At 65.1% G+C, this 23,627-nt stretch carries 19 protein-coding genes and 1 riboswitch; of the genes, 10 read left to right on the top strand and 9 right to left on the bottom strand.

From position 1 onward, the window contains the following. Positions 1 to 46 precede the first annotated feature (46 nt). On the top strand, positions 47 to 721 hold the full coding sequence (locus FKV23_RS05780) for a class I SAM-dependent methyltransferase (protein WP_141622997.1): 675 nt from the start codon (positions 47 to 49) through the stop codon (positions 719 to 721). A 112-nt stretch (positions 722 to 833) separates the two neighbouring features. Here the strand turns inward: FKV23_RS05780 and FKV23_RS05775 are convergent, their stop codons facing one another. Further along, positions 834 to 3,194, bottom strand: a complete 2,361-nt coding sequence (locus FKV23_RS05775; RefSeq protein WP_141622996.1) for a Tex family protein — start codon at positions 3,192 to 3,194, stop codon at positions 834 to 836. Positions 3,195 to 3,590: 396 nt separating this feature from the next. Between FKV23_RS05775 and FKV23_RS05770 the strand changes: the two genes are divergently transcribed. The 3 genes from FKV23_RS05770 (at position 3,591) to gcvP (ending at position 8,731) form a co-directional block, all read left to right on the top strand. Then, on the top strand, positions 3,591 to 4,049 hold the full coding sequence (locus FKV23_RS05770; protein WP_141622995.1) for a VOC family protein: 459 nt from the start codon (positions 3,591 to 3,593) through the stop codon (positions 4,047 to 4,049). Next, positions 4,049 to 5,308, top strand: coding sequence for a multidrug effflux MFS transporter (locus FKV23_RS05765; RefSeq protein ID WP_141622994.1), 1,260 nt, complete (start codon positions 4,049 to 4,051; stop codon positions 5,306 to 5,308). The genes FKV23_RS05770 and FKV23_RS05765 overlap by 1 nt, the downstream gene beginning before the upstream one ends. Before the next feature lie 240 nt (positions 5,309 to 5,548). Next, a riboswitch (glycine riboswitch) is annotated at positions 5,549 to 5,704 on the top strand. 60 nt (positions 5,705 to 5,764) lie between these two features. After that, on the top strand, positions 5,765 to 8,731 hold the full coding sequence (gene gcvP / locus FKV23_RS05760) for an aminomethyl-transferring glycine dehydrogenase (RefSeq protein WP_141622993.1): 2,967 nt from the start codon (positions 5,765 to 5,767) through the stop codon (positions 8,729 to 8,731). Between the two features lie 83 nt (positions 8,732 to 8,814). Here gcvP and FKV23_RS05755 read toward each other — a convergent pair whose 3' ends face one another. Genes FKV23_RS05755 through FKV23_RS05745 form a run of 3 tightly spaced genes read right to left on the bottom strand, consistent with a single transcriptional unit; the run spans position 8,815 to position 12,066 of the window. Next, positions 8,815 to 9,786, bottom strand: a complete 972-nt coding sequence (locus tag FKV23_RS05755; protein ID WP_141622992.1) for an ABC transporter ATP-binding protein — start codon at positions 9,784 to 9,786, stop codon at positions 8,815 to 8,817. A 1-nt stretch (position 9,787) separates the two neighbouring features. Continuing rightward, positions 9,788 to 10,867: a FecCD family ABC transporter permease gene (locus FKV23_RS05750; protein WP_141622991.1), complete on the bottom strand. Its 1,080-nt coding sequence runs from the start codon at positions 10,865 to 10,867 to the stop codon at positions 9,788 to 9,790. Continuing rightward, positions 10,864 to 12,066 carry an ABC transporter substrate-binding protein gene (locus FKV23_RS05745; RefSeq protein ID WP_167284999.1) on the bottom strand — a complete coding sequence of 401 codons (1,203 nt, stop codon included), beginning with the start codon at positions 12,064 to 12,066 and terminating at the stop codon, positions 10,864 to 10,866. The genes FKV23_RS05750 and FKV23_RS05745 overlap by 4 nt, the downstream gene beginning before the upstream one ends. 102 nt (positions 12,067 to 12,168) lie before the next feature. Here FKV23_RS05745 and FKV23_RS05740 point away from each other — a divergent pair, with 102 nt between their 5' ends. After that, positions 12,169 to 14,238, top strand: coding sequence for a TonB-dependent siderophore receptor (locus FKV23_RS05740; protein WP_167284997.1), 2,070 nt, complete (start codon positions 12,169 to 12,171; stop codon positions 14,236 to 14,238). 87 nt (positions 14,239 to 14,325) lie between these two features. Here the strand turns inward: FKV23_RS05740 and FKV23_RS05735 are convergent, their stop codons facing one another. Then, positions 14,326 to 15,357, bottom strand: coding sequence for a saccharopine dehydrogenase family protein (locus FKV23_RS05735; RefSeq protein WP_141622988.1), 1,032 nt, complete (start codon positions 15,355 to 15,357; stop codon positions 14,326 to 14,328). Positions 15,358 to 15,453: 96 nt separating this feature from the next. Between FKV23_RS05735 and FKV23_RS05730 the strand changes: the two genes are divergently transcribed. The 4 genes from FKV23_RS05730 to FKV23_RS05715 are packed head-to-tail and all read left to right on the top strand — an operon-like array spanning position 15,454 to position 19,412. After that, complete coding sequence (locus tag FKV23_RS05730) at positions 15,454 to 16,065, top strand: TetR/AcrR family transcriptional regulator (protein ID WP_141622987.1); 612 nt, start codon at positions 15,454 to 15,456, stop codon at positions 16,063 to 16,065. Then, positions 15,959 to 17,020 carry a phage Gp37/Gp68 family protein gene (locus tag FKV23_RS05725; protein ID WP_341867574.1) on the top strand — a complete coding sequence of 354 codons (1,062 nt, stop codon included), beginning with the start codon at positions 15,959 to 15,961 and terminating at the stop codon, positions 17,018 to 17,020. The genes FKV23_RS05730 and FKV23_RS05725 overlap by 107 nt, the downstream gene beginning before the upstream one ends. Before the next feature lie 25 nt (positions 17,021 to 17,045). Then, positions 17,046 to 18,311, top strand: coding sequence for a three-Cys-motif partner protein TcmP (locus FKV23_RS05720; protein ID WP_167284994.1), 1,266 nt, complete (start codon positions 17,046 to 17,048; stop codon positions 18,309 to 18,311). A 9-nt stretch (positions 18,312 to 18,320) separates the two neighbouring features. Beyond that, a complete protein-coding gene (locus tag FKV23_RS05715; RefSeq protein WP_141622984.1) occupies positions 18,321 to 19,412 on the top strand; it encodes a three-Cys-motif partner protein TcmP in 1,092 nt (363 codons plus the stop codon). A 282-nt stretch (positions 19,413 to 19,694) separates the two neighbouring features. On the opposite strand, the gene FKV23_RS05710 is transcribed toward FKV23_RS05715, so the two are convergent. The 3 genes from FKV23_RS05710 to FKV23_RS05700 form a co-directional block, all read right to left on the bottom strand. After that, positions 19,695 to 20,501: a sensor histidine kinase gene (locus FKV23_RS05710; RefSeq protein ID WP_141622983.1), complete on the bottom strand. Its 807-nt coding sequence runs from the start codon at positions 20,499 to 20,501 to the stop codon at positions 19,695 to 19,697. Then, a complete protein-coding gene (locus FKV23_RS05705; RefSeq protein ID WP_141622982.1) occupies positions 20,498 to 21,154 on the bottom strand; it encodes a DNA-binding transcriptional response regulator in 657 nt (218 codons plus the stop codon). The genes FKV23_RS05710 and FKV23_RS05705 overlap by 4 nt, the downstream gene beginning before the upstream one ends. A gap of 193 nt (positions 21,155 to 21,347) precedes the next feature. After that, positions 21,348 to 22,256 carry a LysR family transcriptional regulator gene (locus FKV23_RS05700; protein ID WP_279633044.1) on the bottom strand — a complete coding sequence of 303 codons (909 nt, stop codon included), beginning with the start codon at positions 22,254 to 22,256 and terminating at the stop codon, positions 21,348 to 21,350. Between the two features lie 115 nt (positions 22,257 to 22,371). On the opposite strand from FKV23_RS05700, the gene FKV23_RS05695 reads away from it, so the two are divergent. Further along, positions 22,372 to 23,313: an MBL fold metallo-hydrolase gene (locus tag FKV23_RS05695; protein ID WP_141622980.1), complete on the top strand. Its 942-nt coding sequence runs from the start codon at positions 22,372 to 22,374 to the stop codon at positions 23,311 to 23,313. 56 nt (positions 23,314 to 23,369) lie between these two features. Here the strand turns inward: FKV23_RS05695 and FKV23_RS05690 are convergent, their stop codons facing one another. Beyond that, positions 23,370 to 23,603, bottom strand: coding sequence for a hypothetical protein (locus FKV23_RS05690; RefSeq protein WP_141622979.1), 234 nt, complete (start codon positions 23,601 to 23,603; stop codon positions 23,370 to 23,372). Positions 23,604 to 23,627: the final 24 nt, after the last annotated feature.

Below are 23,627 nucleotides of genomic sequence, written 5' to 3'. Positions count from 1 at the left end.
GAAACAGCACGTACAGTGCCCTGCCGCCACCCAGGGGAGTGACTACATGAGCGATGCCAGGTTCTGGAACAAAGCCGCCGAACGATACGCACGTCAGCCTGTTGCCAACCCTGAGGCATTCGAGCGCAAGATCGAGGTCACGCTGTCGAGAATGACGCCACAGTCCGTCGTCCTCGACATCGGATGCGGCACCGGCTCGCTGGCGTTGCGCCTGGCCCCGTCCGCGGGCCATGTCCACGGGCTCGACGTGTCCACCGAGATGATCCGCATCGCCCGGCGGAAGACCAGCGATGCACGCGTCGACAATGTCAGCTTCCACGTGGGGGCATTCGACGACAGCTTCGCCGTGTTCGATGAAGCGAGCCTGGATGGTATCTGCGCCTACAGCCTGCTGCACCTGTTGGAGAACCGGCAGGCTGCGCTGGCCCGCATCCACCGGCTACTCAAGCCCGGCGGATTCTTCGTCGCCTCCACGGTCTGCCTCGGCGAGTCGCGCCTTCCTTTTGCACCGTTGCTGTGGCTGATGCGTCGGCTCGGAATGGCACCGAAAGTGAGCGTGCTCGACAAGCGCACGCACGAGATCGAGGTCGCCAAAGCGGGCTTCGTCGATCTGGTCCAGCCCGATGTCGGCGTAAAACCCACCATCATGTTCCTGACCGCGACAAAGCCACTCACGACGCCATGCCGGGATGAACAGCCCGACATGGCGCCGCTACCGTAACCGCCGTAGCCCGGGTAAGCGGAGCGCACCCGGGATCTCGTGCAACCAGGAAACCATCCCGGGTGCGACCTTTGGTCTTACCCGGGCTACCGGACCGCGATAGTCGAAAACCTCAGTTTTGTCCTTTCGCCTTCGCGAATGCCGCCGCCAGTGCGTTGTTCGGTGGCGGCGCGGCGCGACCGGCCTGACTGGCGGCACGACTCATGCCGCGATCGCGACCGCCGGCCGGTGACCCGCCATCACGCGCGCCGCGTGGTTCACGTTGGGGGGCAGTCGCCGGATCGAGGCGGCGGCTCAGCGCGATGCGCTTGCGGGCGACATCCACTTCGAGCACTCGAACCTTGACCACATCACCGGCCTTGACCACCTCGCGCGGGTCCTTGACGTAGCGGTCGGCCAGCTCGGAGATATGGACCAGGCCGTCCTGGTGGACGCCGATGTCGACGAAGGCACCGAACGCGGCGACGTTGCTGACCACGCCTTCCAGGATCATGCCCTCGCGCAGGTCCTTGATGTCCTCGACGCCGTCGGCGAACTTCGCCGCCTTGAACTCGGGGCGCGGGTCGCGACCGGGCTTCTCCAATTCCGCAAGGATGTCGCGCACGGTCGGCACGCCGAACCTGTCGTCGGTGAACTGTTCGGGCTTGAGTGCACGCAGCGCGGTGCTGTCGCCGATCAATTGCTTCACCCCCTTGCCGGACGCAGCGAGGATGCGCTCGACCACCGGGTAGGCTTCCGGATGCACGGACGAGGCATCCAGCGGCTGTTCGCCATCGTTGATGCGCAGGAATCCCGCACACTGTTCGAAGGTCTTGTCGCCCAGCCGCGGCACCTTCAGCAGCGCCTTGCGGCTGGCGAACGGGCCGTTCTGGTCGCGGTGGACGACGATGTTCTCGGCCACCGTCGACGACAGCCCGGACACACGGGTCAGCAGCGCGGCAGAGGCGGTGTTCACGTCCACTCCGACCGCGTTCACGCAGTCCTCGACCTTCGCGTCCAGCGCACGCGCGAGCTTGAACTGGTCGACGTCGTGCTGGTACTGGCCCACACCGATCGCCTTCGGCTCGATCTTGACCAGCTCGGCCAGCGGGTCCTGCAACCGGCGCGCGATCGACACCGCACCGCGCAGCGAGACGTCGAGGCCGGGAAACTCCTTCGCCGCAAACTCGGACGCCGAGTACACCGACGCACCGGCCTCGCTGACGACGAGCTTCTGCATCTTCAGCTCCGGCGCCAGCTTGATCAGCTCGCCGGCCAGCTTGTCGGTCTCACGGCTGGCAGTGCCGTTGCCGATCGCGATCAGCTCGACGTTGTGCTTGCTGCACAGCGCGCGCAGCACGTGCAGCGACTGATCCCACTGCCGCTGCGGCACGTGCGGGTAGATGGTCGCGGTGTCGACCAGCTTGCCGGTGCGGTCGACCACGGCGACCTTGACCCCGGTGCGCAGGCCCGGGTCGAGGCCGAGCACCGCCTTGGGGCCGGCCGGCGCGGCCAGCAGCAAGTCCTTGAGGTTGTCGCCGAACACCTCGATCGCCTCGGCCTCGGCCTTCTCGCGGGCCTGGCCGAACAGGTCCAGCATCAGGTGCAGGTGCAGCTTGGCTTTCCAGGTCAGGCGGCAGCTGTCGAGCAGCCACTTGTCGGCCGGACGGTCGGCGGCCCTGATCCCGGCATGCGCGGCCACCCGGCCGGTGCCCTGCAGGTGGCCGGCCTCGGCGTCGCTGCCCGGGTCGAGGTCGAGGAACAGGAACTCCTCGCGGCGACCGCGGAACAGTGCCAGCAGGCGGTGCGAGGGAATCCTAGACAGCGGCTCGGCATGGTCGAAGTAATCGCGGAACTTCTCGCCGGCCGCCTCCTTGCCCTCGGCCACGCGCGAGCGGATCACCCCGACCTCGGTCAGCCACTGGCGCAGTTCGCCGACCAGGGCTGCATCCTCAGCCCAGCGCTCCATCAGGATCGCGCGTGCGCCGTCGAGCGCGGCCTTGGCATCGGCGACGCCCTTGTCGGCATCGACATAGGCCGCCGCGACTTCTTCCGGCACCTGCGACGGATCGGCCAGCAGACCGTCGGCGAGCGGCTCCAGTCCGGCTTCGCGCGCGATCTGCGCCTTGGTGCGTCGCTTGGGCTTGTATGGCAGGTACAGGTCCTCCAGCCGCGCTTTGCTGTCGGCGGCCTCGATGTCGGCGCGCAATTCATCGGTCAGCTTGCCCTGCTCGTCGACGCTGGCGAGGACTGCGATGCGGCGGTCCTCGAGTTCGCGCAGGTAGGTCAGGCGCGTTTCCAGGTTGCGCAGCTGGGTATCGTCGAGGCCGCCGGTGACCTCCTTGCGGTAGCGCGCGATGAACGGCACCGTCGCGCCCTCGTCGAGCAGGCCGATCGCGGCCACCGCCTGGGCGGGCTGGGCACCGATCTCCTCGGCGATGCGGGCGGCGATACCGATAGCGACGGCGGCTGAGAGCTTGCTGCTTTGTGACATTCGGGAATATCGATTGCGGGAACAGGGGACCGATTGTGGCGTCCCGGACGCCGCGGCGGTACCCGTTGACAAGTCCGGCCATCCGTCGCCATGCCGGGCGTAGCGAGAGATCTGCTTTGATGGTCCCCTGAGGACGCAACCGGCAATGGCTTTGCAGGACACGCCGTAAACCCATCCCTGGGGGCTCATCCGCAACATCCATGTTGCGGAAGGTCCTGCAAAGCCATTGCCGGTTGCGTCTGGAAAGACCCCTTTGGAAAGCCGATCCCTCGCTACGCCCAGGATGACGGAGAGACAAGTTGGCCCACCTCCGGGATTCAGCGTTTTGCCGTGTCTGGCACTCCGGTGACCGCCCGGCCGCTACCATGGCGTTCCCACCCCGCCGGCTCATCCCCCATGGACGCCTCCGATGCCCCGCCGTTCCAGCTGATGCACCTCGATCACGTGGTCCTGCGCGTGCGCGACATGGCGCGCATGCAGGCGTTCTACTGCGAGGTGCTCGGCTGCACGGTCGAGCGCGTGGTCGAATCGGTCGGTCTGGTGCAGCTGCGCGCTGGCGACTCGCTGATCGACCTGGTCGACGTGGCCGGCGGGATCGGCCGCAAGGGCGGCGCGGCGCCAGGCGAGGATGGCCACAACATGGACCACCTGTGCCTGCGCGTGGCGCCGTTCGACCGCGATGCCATCGTCGCCCACCTGCGCGTCCACCATGCCCGCATCAGTGAGTTCGGCAGCCGATATGGGGCCGAGGGCATGGGGCCCTCGCAATACCTGTTCGACCCCGAAGGCAACCTGGTCGAGCTCAAGGGACCGCCCGCGCCGGCCGACGACAGCGTGGACGGGAAGTCGACCTGATGCCAACCAGCGCACGTGCGCCGGCAGTGCCTTTGCGCCGCCTCGCCTTCCTGCTGGGCGGACTGGCGATGTTCGGGCCGTTCGCGATCGACACCATCTTCCCGGCTTTCCCGGCGATGCGGACCCAGTTCGGGGTCGACCAGATGGGCATCCAGCAGACGCTCAGCGCCTATCTCGTCGCCTTCGCGCTGATGAGCGTGGTGCATGGACCGCTTTCGGACGCTGTAGGCCGCAAGAAGGTGATCCTGGTCGGGCTGGCGGTGTTCACCCTCGCCTCGGTCGGCTGCGCGTTGGCGCCGGACCTCGCCACCCTGCTGGTGTTCCGCGTACTGCAGGGCCTGTCGGCGGGCGTCGGCATGATCGTCGGCCGCGCCGTGATCCGCGACGTGCTGCATGGCGACGATGCGCAGCGGCTGATGAGCCAGGTGTCGATGATCTTCGGCATCGCCCCGGCGATCGCGCCGATCATCGGCGGCTGGATCCTCGGCTGGAGCGCATGGCCGGCGATCTTCTGGTTCATGGTCGGCTTCGGCCTGCTGCTGCTCGCCGCCACCTGGATCATCCTGCCCGAGACCCACCCGCCCGAAGCGCGACTGAAGGTACCGCCGCGCCGGCTGCTGCGCGATTACGCGGCGATCTTCGTCAATCCACGTTTCCAGAGGCTGGCCGCGGCCGGTGCGTTCAACTTCACCGCACTGTTCCTGTACATCGCCTCGGCACCGGTGTTCGTGATGGACATCCTCGGCATGGCGGAGGATCAACTGGGCTGGTTCTTCGTGCCGACCATCGGCGGCATGGTGCTGGGCGCCTGGCTTTCCGGCCGCAGCGCGGGACGTATCAGCGGCGCGCGGCTGACCGGAATCGGCTTCGCCTGCTGCGGCGTGGCGGTGACCGCCAACATCGTCTACAACCTGCTGGTCAGCGAACCGGCGCTGCCGTGGGCAGTGCTGCCGATGACACTGAACGCCTTCGGCATCGCCCTGGTGTTCCCGATCCTGACCCTGGCCATCCTCGACATGTACCCGCGCCAGCGCGGCTCGGCCTCGTCGCTGCAGGCGTTCACCGGGCTGGTCCTGCACTCGGTGGTGGCCGGAGTGGTCTCGCCCCTGCTCAGCCGGGACCCGCTGTGGCTGGCGCTGGGCGCGGCAGTGTTCGCCGCCATCGCCTGGGCGTTCTGGTACTGGGAAACCCGGCGCAACCAGAGCATCCCCGACTGCCCGGCCGAGGCGGCCGCGCTGGAGCCGACCGAACGGCTATAATCGCCGGGTTCCCGTGTGGGAGAAGCGGCCCACGAGTCACCAACAGAACACGGCCGACACGTAGCCCGGGTAAGGCGAAGCCGCACCCGGGATCGCGCAACGCCGACGTAATCCTGCCCCCGGGTGCGGCTTCGCCTTACCCGGGCTACGGAAGCCGTGAAAGTGTTCTGTGGACGACTTCTGAAGCCGCTGCCGAAGGCGCAACTGCCCGCAATCGCTCAGGCCCAGCACTACCCGGGATTCCAAAACTCTGGAGAGACCGACCGCACCGGCTGATCTGGCCGCGCGGAACCGGCGCCGAAGGGGCAAGAAGCAAGGTCTCCGGGAGGCAACCCTCCCCCGGCCGCCCGTCGAGGCAGCTTCCAAACTCTCAGGCAAAAGGACAGAGGGGCATCTGAATGCCGTCGTTCCGGCCCAAGCCGGAGTGACGCACCCGACATCATCAGGTGCCTACCCATGTCCAAGCACTCCCAGCGCGACCCCAGCCCGCTCGAAACCAGCCCGCTCGAAACCAGCCTGTTCGAACTCGAGCACCACGACGCGTTCATCGAACGCCACATCGGCCCCAACGACGCAGAAATCGCGCACATGCTCGGCGTGGTCGGCCACGACTCGCTCGACGCGATGACCAACGCGATCGTGCCCGGCGGCATCAAGTCCGCCGAAGCATTGGCCATGCCCGGCTCGCTGACTGAAGTCGAGGCGCTGGCGAAGATCCGTGCGATCGCGTCGAAGAACCAGGTCTTCCGCAGCTTCATCGGCCAAGGCTACTACGGCACCCACACGCCGAACGTCATCCTGCGCAACATCCTCGAAAACCCGGCCTGGTACACCGCCTACACCCCGTACCAGGCGGAGATCTCGCAGGGCCGCATGGAGGCGCTGATCAACTTCCAGCAGATGTGCGCCGACCTGACCGGCATGGAGATCGCCAACGCCTCGCTGCTGGACGAAGCCACTGCCGCCGCCGAGGCGATGACCCTGGCCAAGCGCTCGGCGAAGTCGAAGTCCAACAACTTCCTGGTCGCCGGTGACACCCACCCGCAGACCCTCGAAGTGCTGCAGACCCGCGCCGAACCGCTCGGTCTCACCGTCGAGATCGCGCGCGGCACCGATGCCTTTCATGCCGCGCTGGCGAAGGGCGACTACTTCGGCGTGCTGGTCCAGTACCCGGCCTCCAGCGGCTGGATCGCGGACTGGTCGAAGGACGCCGAAGCGATCCACGCCCACAACGCATTGTTCGTCGTCGCCACCGACCTGCTCGCGCTGACCCTGCTCAAGCCGCCGGGCGAGATGGGCGCCGACATCGTGGTCGGCAACACCCAGCGCTTCGGCGTGCCGTTCGGATTCGGCGGTCCGCATGCCGCGTTCATGGCCTGCCGCGACGCCTACAAGCGCTCGATGCCGGGCCGCCTGATCGGCGTGTCGGTCGATGCCGAGGGCAAGCCGGCCTATCGCCTGACCCTGCAGACCCGCGAGCAGCACATCCGCCGCGAGAAGGCCACCTCCAACATCTGCACCGCGCAGGTGCTGCTGGCGGTGATGGCATCGATGTATGCGGTCTACCACGGCCCCGAGGGCCTGGCCCGCATCGCCGGGCGCGTCGCGCGCTACACCGCCATCCTCGCCGCCGGCCTGCGCGAGCTGGGCCATCAGGTGGTGCACGCGACCGCGTTCGATACCCTGTGCATCGAGCCCGGCGATCAGCTCGACCGCATCCTGGCCCGCGCCAAGGAACTGCAGGCCAACCTGCGCGTGCGTGGCAACGGTTCGCTCTGCATCTCGCTGGACGAAACCACCACCCGCGCCGACCTCGAACTGCTGTGGAAGATCTTTGCGAGTGACGGCAGTGCCCTGCCCTCGATCGAAACGCTGGACGCCTCGGCGCCGTCGCTGATCCCCGCGGCCCTGCGCCGCGAGTCGACGTTCCTGACCCACCCGGTGTTCAACACCCACCACAGCGAACACGAGCTGCTGCGCTACATGCGCGCGCTCGCCGACAAGGACCTGGCGATGGACCGCACGATGATCCCGCTGGGCTCGTGCACGATGAAGCTCAACGCCACCGCCGAGATGATCCCGGTGACCTGGCCCGAGTTCGCCAACATCCACCCGCTGGCCCCGACCGAACAGGTGCAGGGCTACCAGGAACTGATCGACGGGCTGGAGCAGATGCTGGTCGAGATCACCGGCTACGACGCGGTGAGCTTCCAGCCGAACTCCGGCGCACAGGGCGAGTTCGCCGGCCTGCTCGCGATCCGTGCCTGGCACCGTTCGCGCGGCGAAGACCAGCGCGACATCTGCCTGATTCCCGAATCCGCGCACGGCACCAACCCGGCATCCGCGCAGATGTGCGGCATGACCGTGGTCGTCACCAAGTGCGATGCCAACGGCAACGTCGATGTCGACGACATCCGCGCCAAGGCCGAGAAATACAGCGATCGCCTGGCCGCGTTGATGATCACCTACCCGTCCACGCACGGCGTGTTCGAGGAAGACATCGTCGAGATCTGCGAGATCGTCCACAAGCACGGCGGCCAGGTGTACACCGATGGCGCCAACCTCAACGCGCTCGTCGGTGTGGCCAAGCCGGGCCAGTGGGGCTCGGACGTTTCCCACCTCAACCTGCACAAGACCTTCTGCATCCCGCACGGCGGCGGCGGCCCCGGCGTCGGTCCATGCGCGGTGAAGTCGCACCTGGCACCGTTCCTCCCCTCCGCCTTTCCCCCTCTCACGCCTGCGGGAGAGGGCCGGGGTAAGGGCAACGCCGTCGGCATGGTCTCCGCCGCCAGCCACGGCAGCGCCAGCATCCTGCCGATCAGCTGGATGTACATCGCGCTGATGGGCAGCGCCGGCCTGCGCAAGGCGACCCAGGTCGCCCTGCTCAACGCCAACTACATCGCCAAGCGCCTCGCGCCGCACTACAAGACGCTCTACACCGGCCGCAACGGCCTGGTCGCGCACGAGTGCATCCTCGACCTGCGCCCGCTCAAGGACGCCACCGGCGTGTCCGCCGAGGACGTGGCCAAGCGCCTGATCGACTTCGGCTTCCATGCCCCGACCCTGAGCTTCCCGGTCGCCGGCACGCTGATGGTCGAGCCGACCGAGAGCGAATCGCAGCACGAGCTGGACCGCTTCATCGACGCGATGATCCAGATCCGCGACGAGATCCGCGCGATCGAGGACGGCCGCCTGGACCGCGACGACAACCCGCTCAAGCACGCGCCGCACACCGCGACCATGGTCGCCGGCAGCGAGTGGACCCACGCCTACCCGCGCGAACTGGCCGCCTTCCCGCTGCCGGTGCTCAAGCAGCAGAAGTACTGGCCGCCGGTCGCACGCGTCGACAACGTGCACGGCGACAAGAACGTGTTCTGCAGCTGCATCCCGGTGGATGCGTTCAAGGAAGAAGTGGAAGCCTGACGCCCTGCCCGTACCGGGTCCCATCAGAAGCCCCGCTCATGCGGGGCTTCCGTTCTATCGGGCTGCGGCTTTCGTTCCGGGTCTCAATGCGTCGCCAGCAGGTCGAGGGCTTTCGCGATGGTCCCGGCCTCCCGCGCGCCATCGATCCGCCATCGTCCTGACGACACCGGGGTGATGCGGTGCGCCGCTTCGGCAGGCTGAGTGGACAAACCGTAGCCACGACGACGCAGCGCACGCGCCAACCAGAGGGTCGCCACGTCGTCGCCTTCCAGATAGACCGACCGGTGGGCGGCCATTGAACTCTCGAAGCGTCCGGAATCCAGCGAGAACATCAGGTTCTCCTGGTCGAAGGCCGTGCCGATGGCGCCGGACAAGGCCACGTCTTCCGGCGTGCCATCGATGAAGCGGCCCTCGCCCGGCAGCAGCCACAGCCGGTCGGCGGTCTGCAGTGACAGCTCCAGGTCGTGGCTGGACAGGATGATCGCGACACCCTGTTCGGCGGCAATGCGGCGCAGGGTGTCGATGATGGTGACCCGGCTCGGCAGGTCGAGGAAGGCGGTGATCTCGTCGAGCAGCATCACGTCCGGTTGCTGCGCCAGCGCGCGCGCGATCATCACCCGCTGCCGTTCGCCATCGCTGAGGCTGTCGACGGTGCGCGCGGCCAGATGCGCACCACCGACCTGCTCCAGCGCCGTGGCCGCGATGCGACGATCCTTCTCCGTCAGCACGCCGGCCCAACCGGTGTAGGGCTGACGGCCCATCTCGACCAGATCCGTCACGCCCAGCGCCCCGACCTGCGGGCGCTCGGTGAGCACCACAGCGATGCGACGCGCACGCTCCACGCCGCGCAGGCTGCGCACCGGGCTGTCGTGCAGCGTGACCTCGCCGGCGATCGGCGCGAGAAAGCCGCCGAGCGTGCGCAACAGGGTCGACTTGCCCTGCCCGTTGCGGCCGAGCAGGCAGACGAACTCGCCCGCCTCGACGCGGACCCTCGGCGGCAGCGTCGCCAGCAGCTTGCGGCCGTAGCCGATCTGCAATTCATCCAGGATCAACATGTCAGCCTCCCGCCGCGCGCAGGCTGCGCGACTTGAGCAGCAGCACGATCACCACCGGCGCACCGAGGATGGCGAGGATCGCGTTCAGATGCAGGAAGTGCTGGCTCCATGGCAGGTGCACGACGAAGTCCGCGGCCAGCGCCAGCAAAGCACCCAGCAGCAAGGTCGCCGGGATCAGCGCGCCGATCCGGGCCGAGCCGATCAGCCCGCGCGCCAGGTGTGGGGTGATCAGGCCGACGAACGCCACCGGTCCGCAGAACGCGGTGACCGGTGCGGCCAGCAGGATGGTCGCGGCCAGCACCAGCCGGCGCAGCCGCGGCACGTTCACGCCCAGGCTTTCGGCATAGGTTTCGCCGAGCAGCAGCGCGGTCAGCGGCTTGGCCAGCCACACCGCCAGCGCCAGTCCGACCAGCAGCAACGGCAGCAGGGTCGCAAAGTCCGGCCACACCATCGAAGCGAAGGTGGCGTCGTTCCACGACGAGAACATGCGCGACTGGGTGCGGTTGGTGAAATGCAGCAGCACGCTGATCAGACCCTGCGCCAGGAAACCGAGCATCAAGCCCAGCACCAGCAAGGTCACGGTGTGCACGCGCCGTGCCATCGCCGCCATCGCCAGCGCGACCGCCAGCGTGCCGAGTATCGATCCGGCGACGATGCCCAGTCCGGCCAGGCCGGTGATCAGCTCCAGCGCCGCCGGGCCGACCACGGCGCCGGCAACCACCACCAGCGCGGCGCCGAACTGTCCGCCCGCCATCAGGCCCAGCGACCATGCATCGGCCAGCGGATTGCGGAACAGCGTCTGCATCAGCAGCCCGGCCAGGCCCAACGCGCCGCCGCCGAGCACCGCCGCGAGCACGCGCGGCAAGCGCAACTCGACGACGATGCGCGACTCGGTCGAACCGCTGCCGAAATCCGCCAGCCCGCGCAGCACCTCGCCCGGCGACAGCACCACCTGGCCGATGGACAGGCTGGTCACCAGCGCAGCGAACAGCGCGAGCAACAGCCCCGCTACGGCCACTATCGGGAATGCCGCGCGCTTGTCCGACAGCGGTGCGGCGACCAGGGTCTCGGCGCGGCTCATTGGTACTGCCCCTGCGGCAGCGGCTTGAGGAACCGGAATGGCTCGTCGACCAGGTCCGGATGCAGCGCCTTGACGAAATCCGACAGCACCCAGTCGGGCCGCACCAGCGCGGTCTGGTACCAGTCGTAGGCGTTCGCGTTCGCCGCGACGCGACCGGTGTTGCCATACAGGCGCCCCTCGCGCCAGGCGCGGAAGCCGCGTTCGATCGCCGGGTTGCGCGGCGGCACCGCATGGATGTCGCCGATCAGCCATACATCGGCTTCGTCGCCCAACGGCAGGATCGCCTCGGTCGAGACAGTCTCGGCGGAATCGCGATCGGGATCCTCCGGCCGCGCCATCAGGTTGATGCCGCCGGCATCGCTGATGTAGCTGGCCTCGGCGCCACGCACGGTGGCGATCCAGCGATCGGCGCCGTTCGGATAGGCCCACAGCACCCTGGGCTTCGGCCGGTCGGCGACCTGCGCCTTCAACTCGGCAACGCGCGCCTCGACTTCAGCGAAGATCCGTTCGGCGCGCTCCTCCGTGCCAGTGAGGATGCCGTACAGGCGGATCCACTCGGCACGGGCCAGGTAGTCCTGCTCTTCTTCCGCCAGCGTCGGCAGCACCGCGATGCCGAGTCCCTGCGCACGCAGCATCACCGGCGTGTGTGCCGGATCGCTCAGGCGCATCAGGAACACATCGGGTCTGGTCGCCAACAGCACGTCCAGATTTGGCGGCGCGTGCCAGTTGTAGCCGACCTGGCCGATCTCGCCGGCCCTGGCCTTGCGACGGATGTCGTCGTCGAACGATCCCAGCCCACCTACCGCCACCAGCCGGTCCTTGATGCCCAGTTGCACCAGGAAGGCCTCGTCGGAGCCGGCATTGCTGGCGATCCGCTGCACCGGCGTGCGGATCACGGTCGCGCCGCGCAGGTCTCCGCGCAGCTCCGGTGTGGGGCCCTCGGCGGGTGCCAGCACCACCGTCATCGAACGCTCCTGCGCAGCGTCCTGCCCGGTGGCCGACGCCGCCTTGAATCTCGCCACCACAAAGCCTTCGTGGCGCTCCAGCGTCATGTTGCGCGCGTGCCGCAATGAAATCGGATCGCCGGCATCGACGACTGCGGCGTCCTCTCCCACCGCAGTTGGATCGGAGCGATCGCAGCCTGCGATCACGAATCCTGTTGCCAGCGCGGCGACGAGAAGAAACAGACGGTGGTTCATCGGGAAATTCCAGAAACAGGGAGGAACCGGCCAGCACATCAGCCAACCAGTCGATCCAAAATGTTATATCGTTTCATTTTTGTATTCGACCCCCGACACGCCATGTCCACCCGCCTGCCCATGCTGCTCCCCCTCGCCCTGCTCATCATGCCCGCAGCTGCCGAGGAAGCACCTGCCGCCTTCGCCACAGCCACCGAACTCGACACGATCACCGTCTACGGCCGCCAGTTGGGCCGGATCCCGGGCGAGACCGCCACCAAGTCCGGCGCGCCGGTGCTGGAGACGCCGTTCACCGTGAACATCGTCCCGCGTGAGCTGCTGGACCTGCGCAACGTGTCCAACATCGGCCAGGCAGTGGAAACCATCAGTGGCGTGGAGCGCACCATCGGCTTCTCCGGCAACCAGCGCTTCCGCATCCGCGGTTTCCAGGCGATCAGCACGCTGCGCGATGGCTTCCGGCAAGGCGTGTCGCAACCGGAAATCGACCTGCAGGGCGTGGAGAGCATCGAGGTGCTGAAGGGACCCGCCTCGGCCCTCTACGGCCGTTTCGAGCCCGGCGGCGTGATCAACTTCGTGTCCAAGCGGCCGGAGGAAGCGTTCGCCGCGCAGGCCTCGCTCACCGGCGGTTCCGACGACTACACGCGTCTGGGCGTGGACCTGACCGGCCCGCTGAACGCGGGCGGCTCCCTGCTCGGCCGGATCAACCTCGCGCACGAGGATGCTGACAGCTACCGCGACGGCATCGACAACAGGCAGACCTTCGTCTCGCCGGTGCTGGAATGGCGACCCGATGCCGACACCAGCCTGATCGCACGGCTGGAATACCTGCACCGCGACGCGGCGTTCGACCGTGGCCTCGGCAACCATCCTTTGTTCCTGCAGGTGCCGATCAGCCGCAACTACGGCGAGGATTTCATGCGCATCCGCAAGGAGCAGTGGACCGGCGGCGTGGAGTTCAATCGCATGCTCGACGCCGACTGGCGCCTGCGCGTGGGTGCGTTCTGGTCCGACGTGCACGTGCCGGAGGAGCAGTTCTTCAACTACGGCTTTCCCGCTCTCGACGGCACCACGGTCAACCGCAATTTCGTCAGCTACCGCGAGCGACAGAAGGACGCCTCGCTGCAGGCCGAACTCTACGGCCGGTTCGCTACCGGTCCGCTGCAACATCGCGTGCTGATCGGCGCCGAACGCAACGTCGACCGGCTGGCCTACCTGGACGGCAGGATCTCGTTCGGCAATCCCATCGCTCTCCACGATCCGGTGCAAACCGGCCGGCCGGACAACTACATCGACACCGGCGACAGCCGCTACGAGTTCGAAACCAATGCGCTCTACCTGCAGGACGAGATCAGCTGGAACCGCTGGCGCCTGCTGCTGGGCGCGCGCCAGGAATGGACCGACACGCTGTCGTTCTACACCGGCGGCGTCGACCCCGCGGTCACCCGTCGCGACTCGCCGTTCTCGCCGCGCGCGGGGTTGACGTTCATGGCCACGCCGGACCTGTCGTTCTACGCCAGCTGGGCGCGCTCGTTCCGCAACGAGGCCGATGTCGGCCTGCTCGAAAGCGGCATCACCCCCAAGCCCACCCGCGGCGACCAGGTCGAAGTGGGCGTCAAGTCGATCCTGCTCGACGGGCGCATGGAAGCCACCCTGGCGTGGTACGACCTGCGCAAGCGCGACGCGGTGGTCGCTGACCCCGTGGACTGGAACCTCGTCATCCAGACCGGCGAACTGCGCTCGCGCGGCGTGGAAGCGGAAGTCTCCGCGCGCCTGCGCGATGCCTGGACCCTGGTCGCGTCCTACGCCTACAACGAAGCCAACATCCTCAAGGACACCAACACCACCATCGTCGGCAACCGCCTCGCCGGCGTGCCGCGCCACCAGGCCAGCCTGTGGACCTCATGGACCTTCGACGGTGCATTGAACGGGCTGACCGTCGGCGGCGGCATATTCCACGGCAGCGAACAGGCGACGACGACCGCGAACACCCTCTTCCTGCCCGCGTACACGCGGCTGGACCTCAACGCACGCTATGCCTTCGGCGACGGCATGGAGTTGCTGCTCAACCTCGACAATGTCACCGACGAGCGCTACTACATCACCGGCGGCTTCTCGCAGATCTACCCGCAGGCGCCGCGGTCGTGGCGGCTGACGTTCTCCAAACGCTGGTAGTCGGCTGGTCGGGATCCGCTCGTACCGGGCCCGTCTCGACGAAGCAAATGGAAAACCCTGCGCGCCTGTGCCCAGGCATGGGCTGGATCAGACGGAATCGAACGCCACCGTCAGATGAGTCCGCGCAAGGGCATGCAGGAAATCGCGGGCATCGAAGGCCTCGCCCAGCGTGAACGCGCCACTGCGCTTGAATGACGGATCGAGAATGCGTGCCGCCGCTTCCGCCACGATCGGTGCCGATACCGCATAGATGTCCTGCCCGCGGGCGCTCGCGCGTCGTGTCCCGGCGGCGTCCACGGCCACGACTTCCATCTCGAACCGCTGGGCCGAGCGGCCCTGTGCATCTACCGCAGTCGGTGCCGGCGTCCCTGCATCGCGGACGTCGCCAAGCGCGGCCGCATTGAGATAGCTGCGGAGACGGCGCACCGGCAGGTGCCGCGAGATGGTGACGACTTCGCTGAAGGGCAGCTCGGCCATCGGCAGCGTCTCGCCCGAGGCCGCGAACGACCAGTCGCGGCTCTCCCCCGGCTGCGCCATCGGCACGAGCCGCCCGTCCTCGACAACCACCCGCGGCACGCGGTTGCGCTCGCCGGTCCTGCGCGTGCCGTCGGTCGGCCACCAGCGATCGAGTGCGACGGCGGTGGTGAGCTCCTCCAGCGCCGCCTCGCCCGCGACCGCGCTGGCGAGCAGATCGGCAAGCCCGCCGTAGAAACCGGCCGCGGGGATCACGACAACACCCGCCTCGCGCGCCGGACGGTCATGGGCCTCGAACGTCGCCTGGGCGCTGGCCTGCTCGGCAGTGACATCCAGGTAGGAACACCCGGCCCGCAGCGCCGCTTCCACGACCGGCGTGGCGGTGTCGAGGAACGGTCCGGCGCAGTTGATGACCACCGCGCACCCGGCGAAGGCGCGCTCCAGCGCCGACGGATCGTCCAGCGCGGCGGCGCGGGCAGGCACATCGGCAGGAAGCCTGGTGGGGTCGCGCCCGACCGCGATGACCGGGATGCCACGGCGGCGCAGCTCGGCGACGACGAACTTGCCTGTGTGCCCGTTCGCGCCATAGACGGCGACAGCGGGGGCGGCGGGAACCGCGACGGGGACTGCGTTCTGCTGGTTCATGCGTACTCCGTTATTGACGATACAGACCTGTCTGTTTTGCGCAAGGTACAGACAGGTCTGTATCATGTCAACCGAACCCGAACCGCCTCCCTGCCCATGGCCACCGCCTCCGCGTCCCAACCCCGCCGCAGCGCCAGATCCCAGGACCTGCGCGAACACATCCTTGCGACCGCCTCGGACCTGTTCTACCGCCGCGGCGTGCGTGCGGTCGGCGTCGACCTGGTCATCCAGGAAGCCGGCGTCGCCAAGACCAGCCTGTATCGCCACTTCCCGACCAAGGACAATCTGATCGTGGCCTTCCTCGAGCGCGAAGACCTCGAGTTCTGGTCGCTGTGGGATGAGGTCGCCGAACAACACGCCGACGACCCGATCGGCGAACTGGAAGCACACATGCGCTGGATCGGCGAGCGGCTGTCGCGCTCCAACTACCGCGGTTGCCCACAGATCAACGTCGCCGCCGAGTTCGCCGAGCCTGACCACCCGGCGCGCGAGGTCGCCCGCAACCACATGCAGGCACTCCGCACGCGCCTGACCCGCCTCGCGCGCCAACTGGACGTACCGCGCCCGGACGAACTGGGCGCCCAGCTGGCCCTGCTGGTCAATGGCGCCTTCGTCAGCTCAGGCCTGCTCGCACCCGAGGAAGCGACCGACGTCCTGCTGGCCTCGGCCCGGGCCCTGTGCCGGGCCGCGGATGAAGCATCGCCCTGAGACCGCACGCGAAAACGTTGGCGGACTCTTCTTTGCGAGGTCGACCATCTATTGCGTCGATAGATTGAATTCACAGCCAAAAGCAGTCATCCGAAAGTGCACTCTGACCCGGGTTTTGCCGGGTTTTCCAAATGTATGGCACCCTACATTGGACAATGCAGGTCCGGATCCGACCTACAGCCGCACACTGGATGGGGAGGTGCACGTGGCAACGCAATCAAAGATCGAGTGGACCGACCGAACTTGGAATCCGACGGTCGGATGCACGAAGATTAGCCAAGGCTGCAAGAATTGTTATGCCCTCGTGATGGCTGAACGTCTCAAGGCCATGGGTGTTGAGGCGTATCGAATGGGCTTTCGCCTGCGCCTTCTGGAGGAGCGGTTGAATGAACCGCTCGAACGCAAGAAACCGACGATCTATTTCGTCAACTCAATGAGCGATTTGTTCCACGAAAAGATTCCGGAAGCCTACCTAGACCGGGTCTTCGAAGTTATCGCCGCGACGCCGCAGCACCAGTACCAGATTCTAACGAAGCGCGCTGAGCGCATGGCCAAGTACTTCGAGAGCCGCAACGCACCGTCCAACGCCTGGCTCGGCGTATCGGTGGAGAACCGCAAGCAAGGAGTGCCACGCATTGATTCCCTGCGCCGGGTGCCGGCGAGCATTCGCTTCCTGTCGTGTGAGCCGCTGCTCGAAGACCTCGGCGAGATCGATCTGACAGACATACACTGGGTGATCGTCGGTGGCGAGTCGGGCGCCAAGGCGCGTCCTATGGATGCCTCCTGGGCGAACTCGATCCGCGAGCAGTGTGAGAATCAGGGCGCAGCGTTCTTCTTTAAGCAGTGGGGCGGTTGGGGAGCCGACGGCAAGAAGCGCTCCAAGTCAGCTAATGGCCGCTTACTGGAAGGCAGGACGTGGGATCAGATGCCGGCGGGGTTTAATCTTACTGCCTAGGCATCGTCCAGACAGGGGGCGTTTCATGGCGCGAGGCTATAATTGGAAGTTCGATATTCCGCCTGAGATCGACGAACACAGCATCGCCAAGCATCGTGTCCTGCGGCGGTACGTCGAGAACTACATTCAGATCCTCTGCCTCAATCCCCGACGTGAATGCCTGCGGCTCGTCGTTGTCGATGGATTTTGCGGGGGTGGACTTTACCAAACATCCAGCGGTGAACCGCATCTCGGGTCGCCCTTGATCCTGCGACAGGCGTTGCAGGCCGGCCGGGCATTCGTGCAAACCCGTCGCGTCGAAATGGGAATGCATCGTCCCTTTGACCTCGAGGCGACGCTGCACCTAAACGATAATGATGCCGACGCCATCAAGAGCCTGCGAGCCCAGCTTGCGACGTGCCCAAAGAATGAATGGGCGCCGACGACACACGTCACGCAGCTCGACTTCAATATGGCAGCCGCGCAGCTGATAACCGCATACAAGCACAGCCGTCGATCACCCCGCATCATTTTCGTTCTCGATCAGTACGGCTTCACGCAGACGACCCTGCCGGTCATGAAGTCGATATTCACGACGTTCCCTAAAGCCGAGATTGTGCTGACATTCGCGGTGGATGCACTGACGAACTTCGCCTCACCGGAAACCCGCGAGCTTTACCGCAGAATTCTTGCGAAAACTGGGTTCGATGAGGTGGTCAGCGCCGAGCGGCTAACCGAGCTCAAGGCTGAGGATCATGGCGCCAAGCACGTGATCCAGACCTTATTACTGCGTGAAGTATTTCCGCAGACAGGCGCCGCTTACGCCACACCGTTCTTCGTAATCCCACGGCAAAGCCGACGCGGATACTGGCTCGTGCATCTGGCCAACAACACACGAGCTAACGACGAGATGAAGCGCCTGCACTGGCAGGAACACAATCATTTCATGCACTTTGGTGCCGAAGGAGTAGGCATTCTCGCTTTCGACCCCGTGCGGCTGGACGAAACGCCTCAGTACACATTCGACTTTGGCGACATTGCGCAGCAGCGGACCTCCTCCGCGCTGCACCACGACCTGCCCAAGCTGGTTCACGACCAGTTTTCCGCGGGCACAAACGTCGGCACCTTACTGGAAAGGATTGCCAACGAAACACCGGCTACCCGGGACATGGTGCAGCAGGTCTTGTTCGAGCTCGGCCGGACCGGTGAAATTGAGATGCGTACCCAGCACGGTCGACAGCGCAAGCACGTGGATCGCCTCCAGTTGCTAGACGAGATCCATCCGCGCCGTCAGTTTTTCCTGTTTCGTTAGGAACTTGCCGTGTTACGACCTTCCAAGACTATCTGGTCACTCGAGCCTCATACCCTCGCCAAACACTTGATCCTCCGGCGCTATCTTCACGCCTGGTTACCCATCATCTCATCGCGCAATCAGAAGGTTCTCTTCCTTGACGGTTTTGCCGGACCAGGCATCTATGCCGGCGGGGAGGAAGGCTCGCCGGTCATCGCGATGAAGGCGCTGATTGAGCATGCGCATCGACACGTGATCAAGGCCAAGGTCATGTTCCTGTTCATCGAGGCCAACAAGAAGCGTTCGGAGACGCTAGCGAGCGTTATTGAACCGTTGAAGGCTCAGCTACCTGAGGGCTCATCCGCCAGCGTCGTCCATGGCGAGTACGCGCCGCTCCTGAGCCAGACGCTCGAAGACTTGGCGACGGCTGGCAAGCAGCTCGCGCCGTCGCTCGTCTTCATTGACCCATTCGGCGTAAAGGGGCTGACCATGGACCTGGTACGCCGGGTGCTGGCTACTCGAAGCTGCGAAGTACTGTTGAACTTCATGGTGGGCTACGCCCATCGATTCATCGCCGCGCCAGAGTTCGAGAAGCCACTGGATGCTATTTTTGGTACGCCACGTTGGCAGGAGGGCCGTGACTTGGCGGGCCACGCGCGCGTCGATTTCCTCCGTCGACTCTATATCGAGGAGCTTTCGCGCACTGATGTCTGCGGGCGCGCCGAGTACGCTCGTGCTTTCTCCATGCTTGATGAATCGCAGCGTCCAATCTACGACCTCGTCTTCGCCACGAATCACCCGCAGGGCATCGACAAGATGAAAGACGCACTATGGAAAGTGGACGGTAGTGGGGGTGAACGATTCTCCGACGCGACCGACCCTGGTCAGGCAACACTTCTCGACGATAGCGTCGAGCACGATCAGGGCTTGCTGGCCTTGCTGCGCGATGCCTTTGCTGGGCAGACTGTCACGTGGCCACAGACCGAGGAGTTCATACGGAGGTCGCCGTATCGAATCCTCAAGCGCCCACTTCTCAAGGCGGCAAAAGATCCCGCGAGCGGCATCCGGATCCAGTCGGACACACGAGGACTGACAGCCCTGTCGCGCATCACCTTCATTTAGAGGCCCCATGGCGAGGGGTAGTAGTGAATATGACGCGACTGTCAGATCTACGTCGATGTGCTTTGTCGCGATCTGCCCTCGCGTGCCAGCCTGCGCCGATCGGCCACATCCCGGACGGACACACCGGGCAAGTGGCTGAGACGAACGGCAGCCTTGAAGGCGTCGCTGTATCGATACGTCGTTCTAAGACCAAGCTTTGGCATCGTGACACTCCTGAAGTTAGATCAGGGTGTCCACTAAACCGCAGGAGTTACCGTGCCGGCTTGAATGAACTGTTAGCGATCACTGCTTGAATGCGATGGTTACGACAAAGGAGGAGTAGCCAACGTCATTGAAGCTGTAAAGACTGGACTGAGAAGATGAAAGAGCGAGGCGACCATTTGCAAGTCGTATGAGCGTATCAGCGAGATAGAGGCCGATGCCTTCCCCAGGGATGTTGCTTTTCAACGCATGGCTACCACGCTGTCCTCTCTTAGTGAGAGTAGGCAGTTCGTGCGTCGGGACCATGGGGCCTACTGATGATATGACCACCTGAACCCTTGTGCCCGGGCTCGGATTGTCCGTAACTTTTACTTGCACGTCTTGGTTGTTAGGGGAGTACTTGATCGCATTATCAATCAGGACAAATGGCACCATTTCAAATGCTGGAACAACTTCAATTTCGTTCCTTGATGGACCTTGAATTACGACATTCACGCCTTTTCTCTTGGCGGCGCGAAACAAAATTCTTCTAGCCTTGTCGAATTTCTTGTAGATCCCTGCACTGTACCTTGGTTGACGTGAAATGGAATCAGGGTTGATCTCAAAGTCAGCGAAGGTAAGCCTTGAGGAAACTAGTCCAGACGAATAGAACGCATCTTCAGCGTCACGCGAGGCTTGGCTGTAATTTTTGCTTGCAATGCTTTTAGAGACCTCCTCGCAAGCAGAAGCAATCTCTGAGTTGAGACGGCGAGTTTCATGCATGATTCCGTCTAGAATTGAGTACAAGCGTGATCGCTCACCCTCCGACCTTTGCAAGACAGCAAGCGCTTCATCTCGCTCACTCTTTAACTTCTCAAAGCGTCGATTCTGCTTGTCATAGTTAGTCATGAGGCAAGCGATTCTATAATCTGAATGAGGGCATACTTTGCGAACGCTGCAACGATCTCTTTAGCCTCTTCCGGGACTCCGGTTGTTGTTAGTTTTGAGGCGTCCTTGGCTTCAATCGCCTTGATGAACCTTTGCTCAAGCGAGAAGACCTCATGAATTTCGACGCCGCGATCAAGAAGCGTTCGTCTGAGGCGGATCCATCTCTCTCTTGGATTCGTTACTTTTTCAAGACCTCGCTCAAGAATGGACACCCACTGCTCAGTTGGCGCGTCCTTTGCAATTGACGCATCTACACCTCTAAGAGATTCATTGTAGGTGATATCAAACTGTGCTCCAGAGTATGTAACTAGGAATTTATCTGGATAGGATTTCTTAATCTCTGAGATAAGGTGTGCGCCTTCCAGATCAGAGCTCAGGGCTTGGCCGACCCCTCGGATATCGCATACTACAATCGGATAAGCAGCGACCTGATCAACAGATTTGATATCGCCAAGTTCAACTACATTGAACTTGTGGTTTCGCAATGCCTCTGCTTTTGGAAAGGCTTGATCGTCAATAACGGCGATTTGCGTGTTTCTCTTGAGATGAGCAGCATCTTGTAGAGCGACACGAAGCGCTGACAGTTTTTTAGGGGTTCCAAGCTGGATGTACATTCGGATTCCTATTGTGAGCGCAAACGACCTATTGGCGTGACCTTGGGGACCGCTTATACAAATTGTCCGAAGCGCCATTTTTGGGGCGCTATTCCCTTGATACGACTCGATCTTATGGCGACTTGATCCGGCTAACAACCAGATCTATAAGCCGGACCGAAAGCGGCGCCACCCCAGCGCCAGTCGGCGTCTGCTATGAGTCGTTAACCTCCTCACCCCACCCCCGATCCCACTCCGGCACGTCCCCAAACCGCTCGGCAAGAAAGTCGATGAACGCACGCACCACCCTGGGCATCTGCCGGCGCGAGAGGTAGACGGCGTGGATGCCCATTTCCTCCGGGCGGTACCCGGGCAACAGGGCGACCAGTTCGCCGGAGCGCAGCATCGGGGCGACGAGGTAGGTCGGCAGGAAGGCGATGCCGGCGCCGGCCTTCGCCGATTGCGCGAGCAGGGTGGCGTCGTTGGCGCTGATGGTGCCTTCGACCACGACCGACACGCTGCGGCCGTCGCGGTCGAACGTCCACGCGCCCTTGCCGACATAGTGGTGGGTCAGGCAGTTGTGACCGGCGAGGTCTTGCGGCTGCCGCGGCGTGCCGTGCGCGGCCAGATAGTCGGGCGAGGCGCATACCGCCGAGCGGCAGGTGGTGATCCGGCGCGCGATCAGCCCGGGCTCCAGTGCGCGGGCGATGCGGATGGCGATGTCGATGCGTTCCTCGGCCAGGTTGGCGGCGCGGTCGGCCAGCACCACGTCCACCGCGGTGCCCGGGTGGCGGCGCACGAAGTCCGCCACCGCCGTCGCCATGTGGCTGACCCCGAACGAGGTGCTGCAGGCGACGCGGACCCGGCCGTGCGGCGCGCCGTCGGCGTCGCCCAGGGCGGCCTGCATCTCCTCGCCGACGGCGAGCATGCGCCGGCAACGCTCGAGCGCGATCTCGCCAGCCGGGGTCAGGCCGATCCGGCGCGTGGTCCGGTGCAGCACGCGGGCGCCGAGCCAGGTTTCCAGTGCGGCCAGGTGGCGCGACACCATCGCGCGCGACATGCCCAGCGCCTCGGCGGCGGCGGTCAGGCTGCCGCGCTCGGCGACTTCGACGAAGACGGTCATGGCGGTCAGACGATCCATTTGCTCGATTTATGCAATAAATAATTGCCTTATACGCAGTTTTTTGAACCGTTTCAGGCAACTATCTTGATCGGGACCCCCTTCCAAGGAATCCGCCATGCGCCGCTCACTGCTCGTCGCCGCCGTCGCCTCCACGCTGACGCTGGGCCTGTCCGCCTGCGACCGGCCGGCCACCACGCCGGACACGGCCGCCACCGCGACTGCTACCGCCACCGAAGCCGAGCCCGCTGCTGCGCCGCTCGCGACCGAGGTCTACAACCCGGGTGAGGCCGGCATCTTCCAGGTCAGCTCGGTGCTGGTGTCCGGCCAGCGCGATGCGGTACTGATCGACGCCCAGTTCTCCACCGTGGATGCGGCGAAACTGGTCGAGATGATCCAGGCCTCGGGCAAGCGCCTGACCACGATCTACATCAGCCACGGCGACCCGGATTTCTATTTCGGCCTGGAAACGCTGCAGGCCGCGTTCCCGGATGCGCGGATCGTCGCCACGCCGCAGACCGTCGCCTACATCGAGAAAAGCCGCGCGGGCAAGCTCGCCTACTGGTCGGGTCCGCTCGGCGCGGGTGCGCCGACACGCACGGTGGTGCCGGAGCCGCTGCAGGGCGATCGCATCGATCTGGAAGGCGAGCCACTGGAGATCGTCGGCCTGGATGGCCCGACCCCGGACCGGACCTTCGTCTGGATCCCGTCGCTCCGCACCGTCGCCGGCGGGATTCCGGTGATGGCCGGCGAGCACGTGTGGATGGCCGACACCCAGACTCCGCAGTCGCACGCCGACTGGCTGGCCACGCTCGATCGCATCGTCAAACTCGACCCGCATACGGTGATCCCGGGGCACTACGCGCCTGACGCGCCGCACACGCTGGAAGCGGTGCGCTTCACCGCCGACTACATCCGCGCCTACGACGAGGAAGCGGCGAAGGCCAAGGACTCGAAGGAGCTGATCGCGGCGATGCAGCGGCGCTACCCCGGCCTGCCTGGCGAGGCCTCGCTGGAGTTGAGCGCGAAGGTCAGCAAGGGCGAGATGCAGTGGCCGTGAGTCCGGGCATGCAGGCGATGCATCGGTAGCCATCGCCTGTTGCCGGGCAGCACCGCTCAACCACTGCAACTGCCGCAGCACACGGAAGGCAATTGGCTCACCTGATCCAAGGCCACTTCATGCCCGGCCGCGCCCAGGGCGGCGACCAGCGACGGCAGGTCGAACGCTCCAGCCACCCTGAGTCGGCCGTCATGCAGGTCGACAACCGCGGCCGGATCCACGCTGCGCAACACCTCGCCTATCCGATCCAGGTCCGGGTCGGGGCGAAAAACCGGAATCGTGAATTCCATGACTTTCCTCCAGACCAGGGATGA

The sequence above is a fragment of the Lysobacter alkalisoli genome, assembly GCF_006547045.1.
Classification (GTDB): Bacteria; Pseudomonadota; Gammaproteobacteria; order Xanthomonadales; family Xanthomonadaceae; genus Marilutibacter; species Marilutibacter alkalisoli.
Note: the sequence above shows the minus strand (reverse complement) of the source record. Positions and strands in the feature narration are given on the sequence as shown.